This is a genomic window from Streptomyces sp. NPDC001443 (genome assembly GCF_053597355.1).
This window is the reverse complement of record NZ_JBSFIA010000009.1, coordinates 33,544-49,283: the sequence shown is the minus strand read 5'-3', so window position 1 is coordinate 49,283 and position 15,740 is coordinate 33,544. Positions and strand designations below refer to the sequence as shown.

General features: G+C 73.1%; 12 protein-coding genes. 4 read left to right on the top strand and 8 right to left on the bottom strand.

Features of this window, described 5'->3' with window-relative positions; genetic code table 11:
• Positions 1 to 125 precede the first annotated feature (125 nt).
• On the top strand, positions 126 to 1,100 hold the full coding sequence (locus ACWC24_RS12745) for a serine hydrolase domain-containing protein (RefSeq protein WP_450662808.1): 975 nt from the start codon (positions 126 to 128) through the stop codon (positions 1,098 to 1,100).
• A gap of 235 nt (positions 1,101 to 1,335) precedes the next feature.
• On the opposite strand, the gene ACWC24_RS12740 is transcribed toward ACWC24_RS12745, so the two are convergent.
• Genes ACWC24_RS12740 through ACWC24_RS12715 form a run of 6 tightly spaced genes read right to left on the bottom strand, consistent with a single transcriptional unit; the run spans position 1,336 to position 6,813 of the window.
• Positions 1,336 to 2,562: a cytochrome P450 family protein gene (locus tag ACWC24_RS12740; RefSeq protein ID WP_450662807.1), complete on the bottom strand. Its 1,227-nt coding sequence runs from the start codon at positions 2,560 to 2,562 to the stop codon at positions 1,336 to 1,338.
• On the bottom strand, positions 2,559 to 3,782 hold the full coding sequence (locus ACWC24_RS12735) for a cytochrome P450 (RefSeq protein WP_450662806.1): 1,224 nt from the start codon (positions 3,780 to 3,782) through the stop codon (positions 2,559 to 2,561). Before ACWC24_RS12735 ends, ACWC24_RS12740 begins: the two co-directional genes overlap by 4 nt.
• Complete coding sequence (locus tag ACWC24_RS12730; RefSeq protein ID WP_450662805.1) at positions 3,779 to 4,408, bottom strand: GTP-binding protein; 630 nt, start codon at positions 4,406 to 4,408, stop codon at positions 3,779 to 3,781. The genes ACWC24_RS12735 and ACWC24_RS12730 overlap by 4 nt, the downstream gene beginning before the upstream one ends.
• Complete coding sequence (locus tag ACWC24_RS12725; RefSeq protein ID WP_450662804.1) at positions 4,389 to 4,736, bottom strand: DUF742 domain-containing protein; 348 nt, start codon at positions 4,734 to 4,736, stop codon at positions 4,389 to 4,391. The genes ACWC24_RS12730 and ACWC24_RS12725 overlap by 20 nt, the downstream gene beginning before the upstream one ends.
• On the bottom strand, positions 4,733 to 5,140 hold the full coding sequence (locus ACWC24_RS12720) for a roadblock/LC7 domain-containing protein (protein ID WP_450662803.1): 408 nt from the start codon (positions 5,138 to 5,140) through the stop codon (positions 4,733 to 4,735). The genes ACWC24_RS12725 and ACWC24_RS12720 overlap by 4 nt, the downstream gene beginning before the upstream one ends.
• Positions 5,137 to 6,813 (bottom strand): ATP-binding protein, encoded by a 1,677-nt coding sequence (locus ACWC24_RS12715; RefSeq protein WP_450662802.1) that lies wholly within the window; start codon positions 6,811 to 6,813, stop codon positions 5,137 to 5,139. The genes ACWC24_RS12720 and ACWC24_RS12715 overlap by 4 nt, the downstream gene beginning before the upstream one ends.
• A 1,019-nt stretch (positions 6,814 to 7,832) precedes the next feature.
• On the opposite strand from ACWC24_RS12715, the gene ACWC24_RS12710 reads away from it, so the two are divergent.
• The 3 genes from ACWC24_RS12710 to ACWC24_RS12700 all read left to right on the top strand — a co-directional run bounded on the left by ACWC24_RS12710 (position 7,833) and on the right by ACWC24_RS12700 (position 12,199).
• A complete protein-coding gene (locus ACWC24_RS12710; protein WP_450662944.1) occupies positions 7,833 to 8,639 on the top strand; it encodes a YihY/virulence factor BrkB family protein in 807 nt (268 codons plus the stop codon).
• A gap of 577 nt (positions 8,640 to 9,216) precedes the next feature.
• A complete protein-coding gene (locus tag ACWC24_RS12705) occupies positions 9,217 to 10,728 on the top strand; it encodes an MFS transporter (RefSeq protein ID WP_450662801.1) in 1,512 nt (503 codons plus the stop codon).
• A complete protein-coding gene (locus ACWC24_RS12700; protein WP_450662800.1) occupies positions 10,718 to 12,199 on the top strand; it encodes a pyridoxal phosphate-dependent decarboxylase family protein in 1,482 nt (493 codons plus the stop codon). The genes ACWC24_RS12705 and ACWC24_RS12700 overlap by 11 nt, the downstream gene beginning before the upstream one ends.
• Before the next feature lie 61 nt (positions 12,200 to 12,260).
• Here the strand turns inward: ACWC24_RS12700 and ACWC24_RS12695 are convergent, their stop codons facing one another.
• On the bottom strand, positions 12,261 to 13,550 hold the full coding sequence (locus ACWC24_RS12695; protein ID WP_450662799.1) for an acyltransferase family protein: 1,290 nt from the start codon (positions 13,548 to 13,550) through the stop codon (positions 12,261 to 12,263).
• Positions 13,547 to 15,739 carry a glycosyltransferase gene (locus ACWC24_RS12690; RefSeq protein ID WP_450662798.1) on the bottom strand — a complete coding sequence of 731 codons (2,193 nt, stop codon included), beginning with the start codon at positions 15,737 to 15,739 and terminating at the stop codon, positions 13,547 to 13,549. The genes ACWC24_RS12695 and ACWC24_RS12690 overlap by 4 nt, the downstream gene beginning before the upstream one ends.
• Between the last annotated feature and the right edge of the window lies 1 nt (position 15,740).

Sequence of the window (15,740 nt, the reverse complement as noted above, 5' to 3'; positions counted from 1 at the left end):
AGCCTGGACAGGGCCGGTGGAACGTCCGGTCGCGGTCGCGACCGGACGTTCCGCTTGTACACCGCGAAGTGCCCCCGGGACCACCGCGTCCGTCCATGCGCAGCCCCGTAACTACCATGCGCGCTATGGAACTTCAGGATCTGATGGACGAACAGTCCGCTCTTCGCGACGTCCCGGCCGTGGTGGCGGGCGTGTCGGTGGCGGGCGCGCGCACGACGGCCGGCCGGGGGCCGGTCGCGGCGACGGCGGGATCGTGTTTCCGTATCGCGTCGCTGACGAAGGTCTTCACCTGCGCGGCGCTGGTCCGCTTACTGCGGGACAAGGGCGTCCCGCTGGACACACCCGCCGTCGAACTGCTCCCCGCACTCGCTCCGGACTGGCGGGCGGACGCGAGGCTCACCGTCGAACAGATCCTGGGGCAGGTATCCGGCCTGCGCGCGTCGGTGGACGCGGCGACCGTGCAGACTCTGGGGGACGGTGACGGCGCCCTGCTGGAGGCCGCCCGGCTCGTGGTCCGCGCCGGGAGCGAGCGGGAGCCCGGCGAGCGGTGGGCCTACTACAACGGCAACTACTTCATGGCCGGCGCGATCCTCGCGGCCCTGAGCGGCACGACGTACGAGAACGCGCTCAAAGCGGGTGTCCTCGGCCCCTGGGGCCTCTCGCGGACCGGTTTCGAGACCCCGGCGGAGCATGTCACCGGATGGAACGGCACGACCCGGCTCCCGTCGCTTCGCTATCCGCGCACCCGGCGGCCCAGCGGTGGCCTGTGGTCGTCGGTCTCGGACCTCCTGACCGCCGGCGAGGCCCTGCTCGCCGACCGGGCCCTGCGGGAGGAGATCCGCCGTGCGCGCACCCGGACCGATGACCCCGTGACGTACGGGCTGGGCTGGGCCCTGGGCCCCTCGGGCCAGCTCTATCTCAACGGGCGGCTGCCCGGCTACCGGGCAGTCATGGTCCTCGTCCCGGACCGGGACCAGGTGAGCGTGGCCCTCGCCGGCCAGGAGACCGCCCTGCCCGCCCTGGCCCGACTGCTCAGCGCGATCCAACAGCCCCTGACCGGGGACGACATCGCCGAGGCGGTCGACGGCTTCGCCGCCTGAGACCCCTCGGGCGAACTCCCGGCGTGCGGGTCCGGGAGTCCCGGGCCCGCCCGGACCGGGTACGGACCGTCCGTACGGCCGTGGCCGTCATGGCGAGGCCACGGCCGGATGTCGGACGGTCCGGCCGGACGGCGGGGATGCGGGTGGCGGGCGGGTCCGGGGGCCCGGGCCCGCCCGGACCGCGTCCGGTCCGCCCCTGTGGCCGTGGCCGTCATGGCGAGGCCACGGCCGGGTGTCAGACGGTCAGCCGCACCGGCAGTTCGAACAGGTCGTTCTGGGTCACCACCGGCTTGTTGCGCAGGGCCGACGCCGGCACCGCGAGCTCCAGCCCCGGGAAGCGGGCGTACAGCGCCGGCAGTGCCACCCCCGCCTCCAGCCGGGACAGCGCGGCCCCCGGGCACACGTGTGGGCCGTGCCCGAAGGAGATGTGGCGGGTACGCGTCTCGCGGGTGATGTCGAACTCCCCGGCCGTCGGACCGTGCGCGGCCTCGTCACGGCCCAGCGCGCCGTACGACACGATGAGCGCGTCCCCGGCCGGCAGGACCCGGTCACCGACGGTCACGTCCTCGGTCGCGAAGCGGATCAGGACGTGCGAGGTCGGGGTCGACCAGCGCAGCGTCTCCTCGACCACCGCCGACCAGTCCACCGTGCCGGACAGCACCAGGTCGCGCTGCTCGGGGTGGGCGGAGAGGTTGACGACCGCGTTGACGATGAGCGAGATGGTGGTCTCGTGCCCGGCCGCGACCATCAGCTGGAGCGTGGAGACGATCTCCTCGTCGGTGAGCCGGTCGCCGTCCTCGGAGGCGAGGACGAGGGCGCTGGTGAGGTCGTCACCGGGTTCCGCCCGCTTCGCGGCGACCGTCTCGGCCATGATGCCGGCCAGTTCGACGAGGGTCGCGACGACGTCCTCGGGCGCGGTCTGGGTCGAGAAGAACTTCTCGAACAGCTCCTTCAGCCGGGGCAGCCGGTCCTCCTCGATGCCCATGAGGTCCGCTATGACGTACATGGGCAGCGGGTAGGCGAAGGCCGCCTTGAGGTCGACGACGTCCGCGTCCGCGGGCAGCCCGTCGAGCAGCTCCTCGGTGAGCTGCGCGATCCGGCCGCGCATCTCCTCCACCCGGCGCGGGGTCAGCGCCTGGGCGACGAGGGTGCGCATCCGGCGGTGGTCGGCGCCGTCCACGGTGAGCATGGAGCGCCCCGGGTTGGCCAGGCCGATCAGCGGCCAGTCCGGCGGGATCTCGCCCCGCTGCCAGGCACCCCACACATTGATGTCCTTGACCAGCCGGGGGTCGGTCAGGAGCGCCTTCGCCTCGGCATGGTGGGTGACGGCCCACACGGGAACCCCGCCCGGGAGTTCGACCGCCACCAGCGGGCCGGCGGCGCGCAGCTTCGCGCTCTCGCCGTCCAGATCGGTGACGAACGGATCGAGCGCGATCCGTGCTGCTTCGGTGCCGGACGTCATGGTCGGTTGCCTCCCAGGGCAGGGGTGGGTGTGAAGCGCACGGGCAGTTCGGTCAGCCCGCGCAGCCACGGCGAGGGACGACGGCTCAGGCGCTCGGCCGGAACCGTCAGGTCGATGTCGGGCAGCCGGTCCAGGACCACCTCGATGCCCGTCCGGGCGATCACCTCGGCGACCTCCTGGGCGGGGAACGGGCAGCGGTGCTCGCCGTGCCCGAACGAGAAGTGCGCGTTGTTGCCGCCGGTGAGGGCGGAGGCGTCGGTGCGCACCTGCGGGTCGGAGTTGGCCGCCTGGAGGCCGAGCAGCAGCAGGTCCCCGGCGCGGATCCGGCGCCCGCCGAGGTGGGTGTCGCGGGAGGCCCAGCGGCCGGCCACGTTCTGGGTGGGGGTGTCCTCCCAGAGCACCTCGTTCATGGCCTCGGCGACGCTGTGGCGGCCGCCGAAGAGCGAGGCGGCGAAGCGGCTGTCGGTGAGCATCAGACGCAGCGAGTTGCCGATCCAGTCGGCGGTCGGCTGGTGCCCGGCGGCCATCATCACCATGAGGTCCTGGGTGATCTCCTCGTCGGTGAAGCCGCCGTCGTCCGCCAGCATCCGGGAGACGACGTCCCGGGCGGGCGCGGCCCGGCGCCCGGCCACCAGCTCCGTCATGGAGCCGGCCAGATGGATCTGGCCGGCCAGGGCCCGCTCCCGCCCGTCGATCATGTCGTTGAGGGCGGTGACCAGTCCGGGGCCGTCCTCGTCGGAGAAGCCGTACAGCCGGGCCAGGACGCGCACCGGCAGCAGCATGGCGTACTGGCCGATGAGGTCGGCCTCGCCCACGGTGCAGACGGAGTCGATCAGTTCGTCGGCGAACCGCTCGGCGTGGCGGCGCAGTTCGAACGGATCGGTGCCCTCCAGGGCGTTGCTGATCATGGCGGCGCGTTCGCGGTGGCGTTCGCCGACGGTGTAGAGGATGGACGGCTGCTTGCGGCCGATCATGGGCAGCAGGGGCCAGTCGGCGGGGATGGCGTCCCACTGGCTCCACAGTTCCGAGTCGCGGCTGAAGAGGACCGGGTCGCCGGTCACCTGGTGCAGCTCGCGGTAGCCGAGCACCAGCCACGCGGGGACGCCGCCGTCCAGCAGCACCGGGGTGACGGCGCCGTGGTCGCGTCGCATCTCCCGGTACAGCAGCGCGGGTTCGGTCTGGAAACGGGAGCCGCTGAGCGGCACGGCGTCGGTGGTCACACGAACTCCCGTGGGGGCGCGGAGGTCCGGGCCGACTGCCCGGCGTAGCTGTTCTTGATGTGCTGGACCAGGGTGATGAGGACGTCCTTGCTGGACTCGCGCGAGCGGGCGTCGCAGTCGATCAGCGGCACCTCGGGGTCGAGGTCGAGCGCCTCGCGGACGGCGGCGTGCGAGTGCCGGCCGGAGCCCCCGAAGTCGTTGCAGGCCACGATGAACGGCGTGCCGTGCTGTTCGAGGCGGTCGATCGCGTACCAGGAGTCGTCGATGCGGCGGGTGTCGACCAGGACGACCGCGCCCAGCGTGCCGGAGAACAGCCGGTCCCACAGGAACCAGAAGCGCTCCTGGCCCGGCGCGCCGAACAGGTAGAGGACGTTGCGCGCGTCGAGGGTGATGCGGCCGAAGTCGAAGGCCACCGTGGTGGCGGTCTTGCCGCGCACCTCGCTGACGTCGTCCACCGACTCGCCGGCCCGGGTCATCGTCTCCTCGGTGTTGAGGGGACGGATCTCGCTCACCGAGCGGACCATGGTCGTCTTGCCGACGCCGAAACCGCCCACGATCACGATCTTCAGACCGTTGTCGGCGGTGGCACCCAGCGGGGTGCGGGCGTCAGATGTTGCGGAGTCCAACGAGCACCTGCTCCAGGATGTCGGGGTCGGGAAGGGCCGACGTGCGGGGGTGGCGGGCGCTCACGCGGCCCGTCGCCAGCAGGTCGGACAGCAGGATCTTGGTGATGCTCACGGGAAGGCCGAGTTCCGCGGCGACCTCCACCACCGCGGTGGGCGACTGTGTCGTCCGCAGGATCGCGGCGTGCTCCGACTGCATGCCGGGGGACGGTTCGCACTCGGCCACCACCAGTGTGACCAGATCGAACGGGCTGTCCGATCCGGCCCCGCTGCGCCCTCCGGTGAGGGTGTAGAGGCGGTCGGGGCTGTCGTCCCTGCCGGGGCGGCTCATGCGGTGCGCGGCGGGGCCGTCAGGTGCTCGCCGAGCTGTTCCACGAGCTCGCTCATGTTGTGTCCGATCAGTCCCGCGTCGGCGTCCTCGGTGGTCACCACGGCCAGGTGCGCGCCCTCGCCGGCCTCGACGATGAAGAGGGTCCCGCCGTAGAACTCGGTCATCGACGAGCGCACGCCGCCGCTGCCGTCGCCGAACTCCACCGAGGCGCCGTGGGAGAGCGCCTGGAGGCCGGAGGCGATGGCGGCGAGGTGGTCGGCCTGATCGACCGTCAGCTCCTGGGTGTGGCAGAGCTTCAGTCCGTCGCGGGAGAGCACGAGCGCGTGCCGGGCGCCCGGGGTGCGCTCCAGGAGCCCCTCGATGAGCCAGGTGAGCTTCTCGTCGGCGGTGGTCGTGCCGGTCATGAGGTGGTGTCGCCTTCCGGGTACGCGTGTGAGTGGGACGGGGTGTCGGATGCCGCGGCGGGCGGCGCGGGCGCGGCGGCCCGCCGCTCGTCGGGGGCCGGCGGCAGCGGGTGCCGCCCGGTGGCGTCCTCGGTGCCGGCGCGTACGGCCTCGCGGAAGCTGCCGAAGCGGGCGGCCTTGGACCGGATGTCCGCGGCGGACTCCGCACGGCGCTCGGGGTCCGAGGTGGTGGAACGGGCCCGTTCGGCGGCGGCGAGGGTACGGCCCCGGCGGCGCTTGGGCAGACCGGAGAGCCCCTGCTCCGCCTCGTCGTCCACGCCGTCAGGACTCTCCTCCGGTACGGCGTCCGCGGGAGGTGCGTCGACGGCGTCCGCCGGGGAGGCCGCGGCGGTGGCGACGGCGGCCGGGGTGGGACGTACGGCGGTGACCTCGGTCGTGGGATCGAGGGTGACCGGGGCGGAGGTGGCGGGGGGACGCCGCGCCGCGGAGGCGGAGCCCGGCCGGGACGCGCCGGGCGCGGCGGAGCGGGGTTCGACGGGGGCGGCCGTGATGACGTCCTGCGGGATGAGCATCAGGACACCGGTGCCGCCGCGCGCGGAGGGCCGGAAGGAGACCTTCAGACCGTGTTTGCGGGCGAGCCGGCCGACGACGGCGAGGCCCAGCCGGGTCCCGGTGAGGCCGCCCAGTTCGGCCACGTCACCGGCCACGGCCTGTTCGGCGCGGCGCAGTTGGACGTCGCCCATGACGAGTCCGCTGTCCTCGACGGAGACGATGACGCCGGCGGGCACCTCTTCGACGTAGACGTGGACCTCGGCGTTCGGCGGGGAGAAATTGGCCGCGTTGTCGAGGAGTTCGGCCAGGGCGTGCATGACTCCCTCGGCCGCGTATCCGGCGACCGCGCTGTCGCTCACGGAGTGCAGCCTGATGCGCTGGTAGCCGCTGATCCGGCCCATCGCGCCGCGCAGGATGGACTCCATGGCGATCGGGCGTGCCCAGCGCCGGCCGGAACGGGCGCCCGTGAGCACGGCGATCGAGTCCGCGAGGCGGCCCGCCTGCGCGGTGCGGTGGTCCAGGTGGAGCAGATCGGCGAGCACGTCCTCGTCGCTGTGCCGGTCCTCCATCGCCCGCAGGTCGGCGAGGGTGCCGGTGGCCAACGCCTGCATCCGGGCAGCGGCGTTGGCGGTCGCGGAGATCGCCGCCGCGCGTTCGCCGACGGCTCGCTCCAACCGCGCGGAGACCGTTGCCAGTTCGTCGGCCAGGCGGTGCTGCTCGGCCTCGCCGGCCTGGGCGAGCCGGACCCGTTCGCGCGCGAAGTCCTCCAGCAGCCGGGCGCGTTCGTGCCCGGCGGCGTCGCCGAGCCGCTGGTTCTCCCGGCGCCACTGCTCGGCCGCACGCGCGCCTTCGTGCAGGGCGCGCTGCGCGTCGTCGTTCGCGGCGCGCAGCGCGGTGCGGGCGGCTCGGGCCGTGCGTAATCCGTGCGCGGCGACCGTGACGGCCGCGCAGAGCAGCACCGCTGCGGCGCCCGCGCCCCAGCCGAGCGGGCCCCGCACCGAGTGCGGGGCCGCCGCGACGGAGCAGCAGACGACGAGCGTGGACAGGGCCGCGGTGGGCAGCGCGACGGAGAGATGGGAGCGGAGGGCGGGTCGGTCGCCGTGGGCAGCGGACGCGGTCATCAATCGGTTCCTCGGGCGGCCGCAGCGGCTACGGCCCTCGTCTCGTCCTCGGGAAAATTGTGCGCAGAAAGCTGTTGGGATCGATCAACTGGGCGTCACTATACGAGAGTTTGCGATGAGGTCCAGAGCGTTCCGCTTCGCCTTCGGGAACCCGGCGAAGGCTCCGGTGCCCGTCGACGGCACCTTCGACCCTGCCGACCGCACCTCCCGCCCACGGCCGGACGCAATTGCCGGATGCCGTTCCTCCACCGGTCTCCTCATCCGTCTCTTCATCTGTCTCTTCATCCGCCTCGCATCCGCCCCTTCATCCGATCCTGTCGATTTGCACACCCCCGGCCGAGAACGCGGAAATCCCCTCGCGCGCGGCTCGCCCGGGATTCGCCCGGAGGGACGGACAGGATCCTCGGGAGTTTTCCCGGCCGTCTCCCCCGACCGCCTCACCCGGCCCGGGCCGTCACCCGGGCCGGCCCGCCGCGCCACGCCGTCCCAGCGCCGTGACCGGTGGCTTTCCCTTCGCGTTCCACCCGCACCACGCGATGCGCGTGCCCCTCTTGCCGCACGGACCGTCACTCGGTCATTCCCCCGTCGTTGATGACACCGGCGGCACCGGCGGCATTCGTCCTTTCGCCGGACGGATTCCCCTGTCGCCGCCTGAACGGAGAAATTCCGGGTAAGCGCGACACATAGACGTGACGCATAGACGCGACACATACACAGCCGAAGCGGGTCCATCGGCACGAGAGCGGTTCACCGGCGTGGAGAAAGGACCTGCCATGACGAGGCCGACCGCACCGCCCCACGAGGACACCCCCGCCCCACGACGGGCCGGGCGGTCACGGACGGCGGCCGTCGGCGCCCCGCTCTCCGCCCGCGTCACCACCGTGAACCGCGTCTCCGCCCGGTCCCGGTCCGTCCCGGTCGACCGCGGCCCCCGCCCGGGCACCCCGGCCCGCCGGGCCGCCCGGATCCTCCGGGTGTCCCCCGACTGGTGGCCCGCCCTGCGCCGGACACCGGTGTCGATGTGGCGCGACGACGTCTCCGACCACGCCGCCGCCCTCACCTACTACTCCATCCTCGCGGTGCTGCCCGCCCTGCTGGTCACCGTCGTCGCGTTCAGCCTGATCAGCCCCGGCACGGCCAAGGCGTTCATCGCCCACGTCGCGGCCTACGCACCCGGTCAGTCGGGCGCCGAACTGCACGATGTGCTGGCCCGGACGCTGCAGGACGACTCGGCGGCCTGGACGCTGCTGTGCGCCGGCGCCGTGAGCGCGCTGTGGTCCGCCTCCAGCTATCTCGCCGTCTTCCGCCGCGCCCTGCACCGGATGCACGGGACGGCCGACCGTCGATCCCCCTGGCGCAGGGCCCACCGCACCGTGCTCACCGCGCTGCTGCTGCTCGCACTGCTCGTCGTCAGCGCACTGGTGCTGGTGCTGACCGGACCGGTCGCCGAGGCCGCGGGCCGCTTCCTCGGTCTCGACGTGATGGCCGCGTGGGCCTGGGGCCTGCTGCGCTGGCCGCTGCTGCTGTGTCTGGTGGCGCTCCTGGTGGTCGTCGTCTTCCACACCGGGCCCGTATCGGCCCGTCGGCGCGGTCACAGCCTGCCGGGCGGCATGCTGGCGGCCGGTCTGTGGCTCACCGCCTCGGCGGGCTTCGCCGTCTACGCCTCCGCCATGAGCGCCTACAGCCGCCTCTACGGTTCCCTCGCGGGCGTCGTGGTGTTCCTGATCTGGCTGTGGATGTCCAACCTCGCGCTGCTCGCGGGCGCCCAGTTCACCGCCGAGCTCAACCGGGAGTCGGCCGTGCCCCGGGGTCCGGAAACGGCGTAGCGCCCCGGCGACGCGTCGCCGGGGCGCCCATCGCCGCGGTGGCCGCTTCTCCTGCACCGCCGCGATGCCCGCCACGCCGTCCCGGCGCGGAGGGAGGTCCGGCGCGACGGCGGCCTCCTCGACGAGGGGGCCTGTCCTGCCTGCACGGAACCCGTCGATGGTGCCAGAAGTCGCGCGAACCGTGTGGTGAACAGGCCTTGCCAGGGAGGGTGCGGCTGATCCATGCTCGCCGCGTGCGCAGCAGTGGACGAAAGGACGCGGCACGAATGACGAGGGCGTATGCCCGCCGTGCCCGGCCCGGGGTTCCACGGCGATGTACCGGCGGCAGCCGGCCCGCACGGCCCTGAGGTCCTGACGGCCGGGCCGCTCCCCCTCCTCCCCGGGGCCGGCCGTCCGCCTCACGGCGCGCCTTCCCGGCAGGTCGTTCCGAACTCCTCGAGGCGGATCGTCTCCCCCCGAGCAGCCCCGCGGAGCCGCCCCGCCCGGGCGCGGACCGCCCCGGGCGCCACCGCGGCCCTCGCGGTCCGCACGGCCGTACGACCGCACGCACATCGCCCCCTCACCGCTCAGGACGACCATGCACGAGTCGAGACCCGCCGGCCCTCCCGCGGCCACCCCGGGGGAACCGTCCCCACCGGACTCCGGCCCCGCGACCCCGGCCGCAGGGCCACCGTTGCCGCGCTCGGTGCGGATCGGTTACGGGCTCGGGTCCCTGGCGACCGGCACCTTCGGCACCGTGCCGGGTCTGATCCTGCTGTACTACCTGACGGACGTCCTCGCGGTCCCCGCGGCACTGGCCGGGGCGGCCGTGTTCCTGCCCAAGGCCTGGGACGTGCTGATCAACCCCCTGGTCGGCGCGGCGGCCGACCGCAGCAGGCTCCAGGGCGGTTCGCGCCGGCCGTTCCTGCTGGCCGGCGCGCTCACCCTGCCGCCGCTGTTCGCGCTGCTCTTCGCCGCGCCCCCGCTGCGCGGCACCGGGGCCGCCGGCTATGTGGCCGTGCTGTTCCTGCTCGCGGCGACCGCGTACGCGGTGTTCCAGGTGCCGTACGTGACCCTGCCGGCCGAGATGACCGAGGACCCGGCCGAGCGCGGCCGGGTCCTGGCCTGGCGGGTGGGCTTCCTCGGCGTGGCCATACTGCTCTCCGGCGCGCTGGCCCCCGCGATCGCCCACGCCGACGGCGACACCCCCGGCAGCTACCGGACCATGGGCGTGGTCGTCGCGGTCCTGCTGGCCGCGGGCATGCTGGGCGCCTGGCGCGCGGTCCGGCGCGCTCCCACGGTGGCGCGCAGCGAGGCGGAGCCGTCCCTGCGCGCCCAGTTGGCGGTCGCCCGTGACAACCCGGTCTTCACCGCACTGGTCGCGATGTGGACGGTGCAGGCGCTGGCGGTGGGCGTGATGCTGGCGGGGGTGCAGTACTTCGCCACCTACGTCGTCGGCTCGCCGGAGGCCGTCACCCCGCTGTTCGCCTGCATGATCGGCCCGCTGGTGCTGATGATGCCGCTGTGGAACCGCCTCGCGCGGGCGCGTGGCACGGTCTTCGCGCAGTGGTGTGCCTCGCTGCTGTTCACCGGGGCGGCCGCGCTGGTGTTCCTGACCCGCTACACCTCCCCCGTCGTCGGGTACGTGGCCGTGGCGCTGGTCGGGGTGGCCTACACGGGACTCCAGCTGCTGCCGCTGACCATGCTCGCGGACACCCTCGCCGCGGACACGGCACGGACCGGGCGGCGCCGGGTCGCCACCTTCACCGGCCTGTGGACCGCGGCGGAGACGCTGGCCCTGGCCCTGGGCAGCGGGGTGTTCGCCGCGGTGCTGGCGCTCACCGGCTTCCGCTCCTCGGAGGCGTCCGAGGAGGTGGCCCAGCCGGCCGCGGCCCTCACCGGCATCAACGCCGGGATGAGTCTGCTGCCCGCGCTGCTCTCGCTCGCCGCCTGCGCCCTGCTGGCCGGGTACGCACGACGGTCGGCCGCGGCCTCCGCCCCGGCTCCGGGCGACCCGCCCGTCACGCCCATCGACCCCACTGTCTCCACCGACCCCACCGACCCCACACCGAACGCCACTGCCCAGAAAGGGACCCGCCGTGTCCGCTGAACCCGCCCCCTCCTCCGCCGCGCTGCCGGACGGCCGGTCCGCGCAGGCGCTGCTGGCCGAACTGCGGGAGCTGCGGGCCGGTGACGCCCCGACCCGGGGCGGCCACACCTTCGCCTACGTGTACGACGCGGATCTGCCGGGTCTGGACGAACTGGCCGGCGCCGCCTACGGGGCCTTCGCCACCGTCAACGGCCTGGACCCGACCGTGTTCCCGAGCGTGGGCCGACTGGAGAACGAGGTCGTGGGGGCGGTGTCCGCGCTCCTCGGCGTCCCGGGCGCGCAGGGCACCTTCACCAGCGGCGGCACCGAGTCCATCCTGCTGGCGGTGAAGACCGCGCGGGACCACGCCCGCGCGACGCGCGGCGTCACCCGTCCCCGGTTGGTGGTCCCCTCCACCGCGCACGCGGCGTTCCACAAGGCCGCCCACTACCTCGGGGTGGAGACCGTGGTGGTGCCGGTCCGCCCGGAGAGCTTCCGTGCCGACGCCGGGGCCGTCGAGGCCGCGCTGACCGACCGCACCGTCCTGGTGGTGGCGTCGGCGCCGTCGTACGCGCACGGGGTGATGGATCCGGTGGCGGAGATCGCGGCGGCGGCCGACCGGCACGGGGTGCTGTGCCATGTGGACGCCTGCATCGGCGGCTGGTTCCTGCCCTTCCTGCGCCGCACCGGCCGTACCGTGCCGCCGTTCGACCTCTCGGTCCCGGGCGTGACGTCGCTCTCGGTCGATCTGCACAAGTACGGGTACGCCGACAAGGGCGCCTCGGTGGTCCTGTACCGGGACGGCGAGCTGCGCCGCCACCAGTACTTCGCGCACGCCGGCTGGCCCGGCTACCCGGTGGTGAACCCGACGATGCAGGGAACGAAGTCCGCGGGGCTCCTGGCGCAGGCGTGGGCGGTGCTGCGGCACATCGGCGACGACGGGTACACCGCGCTGGCCCGCCGGGTGGCCGACGCGGCCGACCGGCTCGTACCGGGACTGCGGGCCGTGGAGGGCATCCGGGTCCTGGGCGAGCCGTCGGGCAGCCTGGTCGCGTTCACCGTCACGGACGCCGACGGCGCGCCGGACCTGTCCCTCGTCCTGCATCTGGCCGACGAGATGCGCGAACGCGGCTGGTACCTCCAGCCGCAGCTCTCCTACGACGGTCTGCCGCCGAACCTGCATCTGACGCTGACTCCGGCGACCGGCGACCGGGTGGAGGCGCTGCTGGCCGATCTGGGACCGGCGTTGAAGGCGGCCCGCGGCGCCGGAGCGCTGGCCGTCGATCCGGGCCTGGTGCGGCTCGCGGCCGAGCTGGACCCGGACGCCCTGACGCCCGAGGAGGTGGCCGGGGTGCTGGCCTTCGCGGGTCTCGGCGAGGGGGCCGGGCTGCCGACCCGGATGGCCCCGGTGCTGGCGTTGCTGGACGCGCTGCCGGGGCGGCTCAAGGAGCGGTTGCTGACCGAGTTCGTGGGGTCGCTCTTCCGGATCTGAGCCGCCGTCGGGCACACCGCCTGTGGTGCCCTCCGGGTCGCCCCGACCCGGAGGGCCCGGTTCAGCCGCGGGCCGCGTGCCCCGCTCTCGGCTGCCGCCCGTTCGGCCACAGCCGCGGCTTCCGCTTCGCCGCGATGTCCTCGATCCAGCCGGCCGCCAGGATCATCAGCCCGATCAGGGGCCAGACCAGGACGAACATCCAGAGGTTGTACGTCGAGTCGAGGAACGCCGAGGCGCGATCCCCCGCCATGAAGGGGAGGTCGTAGGCCAGATCGACGAGCGGGACGGTGGCCAGGATCAGCACGTTGTGCCACAGGTAGATCGTGACCGCCCGGTTGTTGGACAGGGTGATCAGCCCGTCGAAGCGGGCCAGCGGCCGGGGCAGTTGCTGCCAGGACGGGGAGTACTGGAGCAGGATCACCACGAACCCGAACGACACGGTCGCCTGGGCCAGCGGGATGTCGTTGAGGTCCCAGCCGTCGGGCCCCTGGTGGCCCGACGCCCACCACAGGCCGAAGGCCACGAGCACCGACGAGCAGGCGATCGTCAGAAGGCGCGGGAGCCGCCTGAGGAGTCCGTCGTGGTGGGCGAAGCCCAGCACCCAGCAGCCGCCGTAGACGGTGAAGTCGGTGATCGCGTTGCCGGTCTCGCCGGGTATGTCCACCACCCCGGTGCCCACCACCGCGGTCAGGGCGAGCGGGGCGAGCAGCGTCGGCCAGGGCGCCCTGCGGAACGCCCACAGCAGCAGCGGCGAGGCCAGCACGAACCACAGGTAGGCCCGCAGGTACCAGAGCACCTCCGCGGCCTGGACCGCCCAGGTGTCCTCCAGCAGTCCGGACGGGGAGCCGAGATGCCAGGGGAAGGGGGGTGCCCCGAACGGGACGACGTAGTCGAACAGTTCGACGACGCCCCAGGTCCCGCCGAGGTCCGGGTCCTTCACCGGGTTCCAGCCGGCCGCGAACATCAGCGTCAGCACGACCGCGCCGAACGCCCACAGCGGGGGCAGCAGCCGTCGGATCCGGCTGCGGATGACACCTGCCGCCGGACGCTTCAGCGAACGCGCCATCAGCGAGCCCGCCAGCGCGAACATCACCCCCATCGAGGGGAACAGCACGGTCAGCCAGGCCCAGCCGAACAGGTGGTAGACGACCACGCGGACCAGGGCGATCGAGCGCAGCAGGTCGAGATAGCGGTCGCGTCCCGGTCTGCCGGACCCGGCCGCGGCGGGCTGCGGTGCCGGCGCCACGACGGCGGCCTCCGGCAGGGGGCCGGCCGTCCGCTGCCGGGGGACGCCGAAGGCCGGTGTCCGCTCGGGTCCGGTCTCGGCCCCGGGGATGGGTCCCTGATTCATGCCACGGGCCTCCGATCGCCGCCGTCGCCGGTCCGTTGGCGCGGTACCGGGCCGCCGGGCGCTTCCACGACGCCGGTGCGGCGCAGTTTCTGCCAGCGCAGCCGGCCGCCGGTCAGGGCCGTGATCCAGGACTGGAGCAGGACGACGTACATGATCTGCCGGTAGAGGACCTGCTGCAGGGGCAGGGAGATGAGGTGCACCATCGACTCGCGGTCGAGCCGGAAGGCGTAGGCCGCGCACACCACCTGGATGGCGAGGACTCCCAGCCAGGCCACGATCGTCTTCTGGGTGGGGCCGAAGACCACCCCGTACAGCAGGAAGACGTCGATGAGCGGGGCCAGCAGCGGGGCCAGCACCATGAACAGGGAGACGAAGGGCAGGCCGACGCGGCCGAAGCGGCCGGACGGGCCGCGTTCGACGACGGCCCTGCGGTGCTTCCAGATCGCCTGCATGGTGCCGTACGACCACCGGTAGCGCTGGGACCACAGCTGCTGGACCGACTCCGGGGCCTCGGTCCAGGCGCGGGCCTTCTCCGTGTAGACGACCTTCCAGCCGTCGCGGTGGATGGCCATGGTGATGTCGGTGTCCTCGGCGAGCGTGTCCTCGCTCATGCCGCCGACGCGTTCGAGCGCGGAGCGGCGGAACGCGCCGACCGCGCCGGGGATGGTGGGCATGCAGCGCAGGACGTCGTACATGCGGCGGTCGAGGTTGAAGCCCATCACGTACTCGATGTGCTGCCAGGCACCGATCAGCGAATTCCGGTTGCCGACCTTGGCGTTGCCCGCGACCGCGCCCACCTTGGGGTCGGCGAAGGGCTGGACCAGTTCGCGGACGGTGGCCGGTTCGAAGACGGTGTCGCCGTCCATCATCACGATCAGGTCGTACCGGGCGTTCGCCACACCGCGGTTGAGGGCGGCCGGCTTGCCCGCGTTGAGCTGACGGATCACCCGCACGTTCGGCAGCCCCATCGCCTCCACGATCCGGGCGGTGCCGTCGGAGGAGCCGTCGTCGATGACGAGCACCTCGATGGGGTGCTCGCTCGCCATCAGCGAACGGACCGTGTTCTCGATGCACTTGGCCTCGTTGTACGCGGGGACCAGGACCGACACCGGTTCGGTGATCGGCCGCGGACCCCAGCGGAAGTCACGGCGGCGCACCTTGCGCACGTGCAGGGCCGACAGCAGCAGCATGAGCACGAACCGGCTGATGACCAGGACGCCGATCACCGCGAGGCCGACCACCAGCACGTCGGTGATCCCGTCGGCGGCCCACACCAGGAAGGTCCAGGTCTTGCCCTTCCACAGGTCGACCCCGGTGACGGGCGTGTGGGCGCTCGGCGCACCGAGGGCGTCCGTGAGGTTCTCGAACTTGTAGCCCTGGCTCTGGAGTTGCGGCAGGAACCGGTCGAGGGCCTGCACGGTCTGGTGGCGGTCGCCGCCGGAGTCGTGCATCAGGACGATCGCGCCCTTGCCGCCCTTGGGTGTGGCGCGCCGGATGATCTCGTCGACGCCGGGCTTCTTCCAGTCCTCGCTGTCGGTGTCGTTGACGACGGTGAGGTAGCCGCGCGAGCCGATGTACTCGGTGACCGGCCAGGACTTGTCGTCCATGGCGTCGGCGAACGACGAGTACGGCGGCCGGAAGAGGGACGTACGGATGCCCGCCGCGCCCGCGAGCGCGAGCTGGTTCTGCGACAGCTCCCAGTCGATGCGGCTCGTGGACTGGTAGGAGAGGTCGGGGTGGTTGAAGGTGTGCAGACCGACCTCGTGCCCCTCGTCGACCATGCGCCGGACGAGGTCCGGGTAGCGGGAGGCCATGGTGCCCGTGACGAAGAAGACGGCGTGCGCGTGGTGCTTCTTGAGCACGTCCAGGACCTTCGGCGTCCACTTCGGGTCGGGGCCGTCGTCGAAGGTCAGGACCAGACGGTGGTCGGGCACGCGCAGGCTCGCGGTGCGGCCGCTGCGGGTGTCGATCACCGGCCCGCCGTCCAGGATCTGCTCGGGAACCCGGTCGGACGCGGCCTCGGGCTGGATCCGGTGATCGGCCAGGATCTCGCTGTGCACGTAGCCGCGCAGCATCAGCATCGCCATCATGGCGACCAGGACGAGCACGGGCAGCAGCAGGCGCAGCGGCACGCGGCGCCGGGAATCGGCGCGGGCCGCGGCCCCGCCACGGCGGTCAGGGGATGGCATC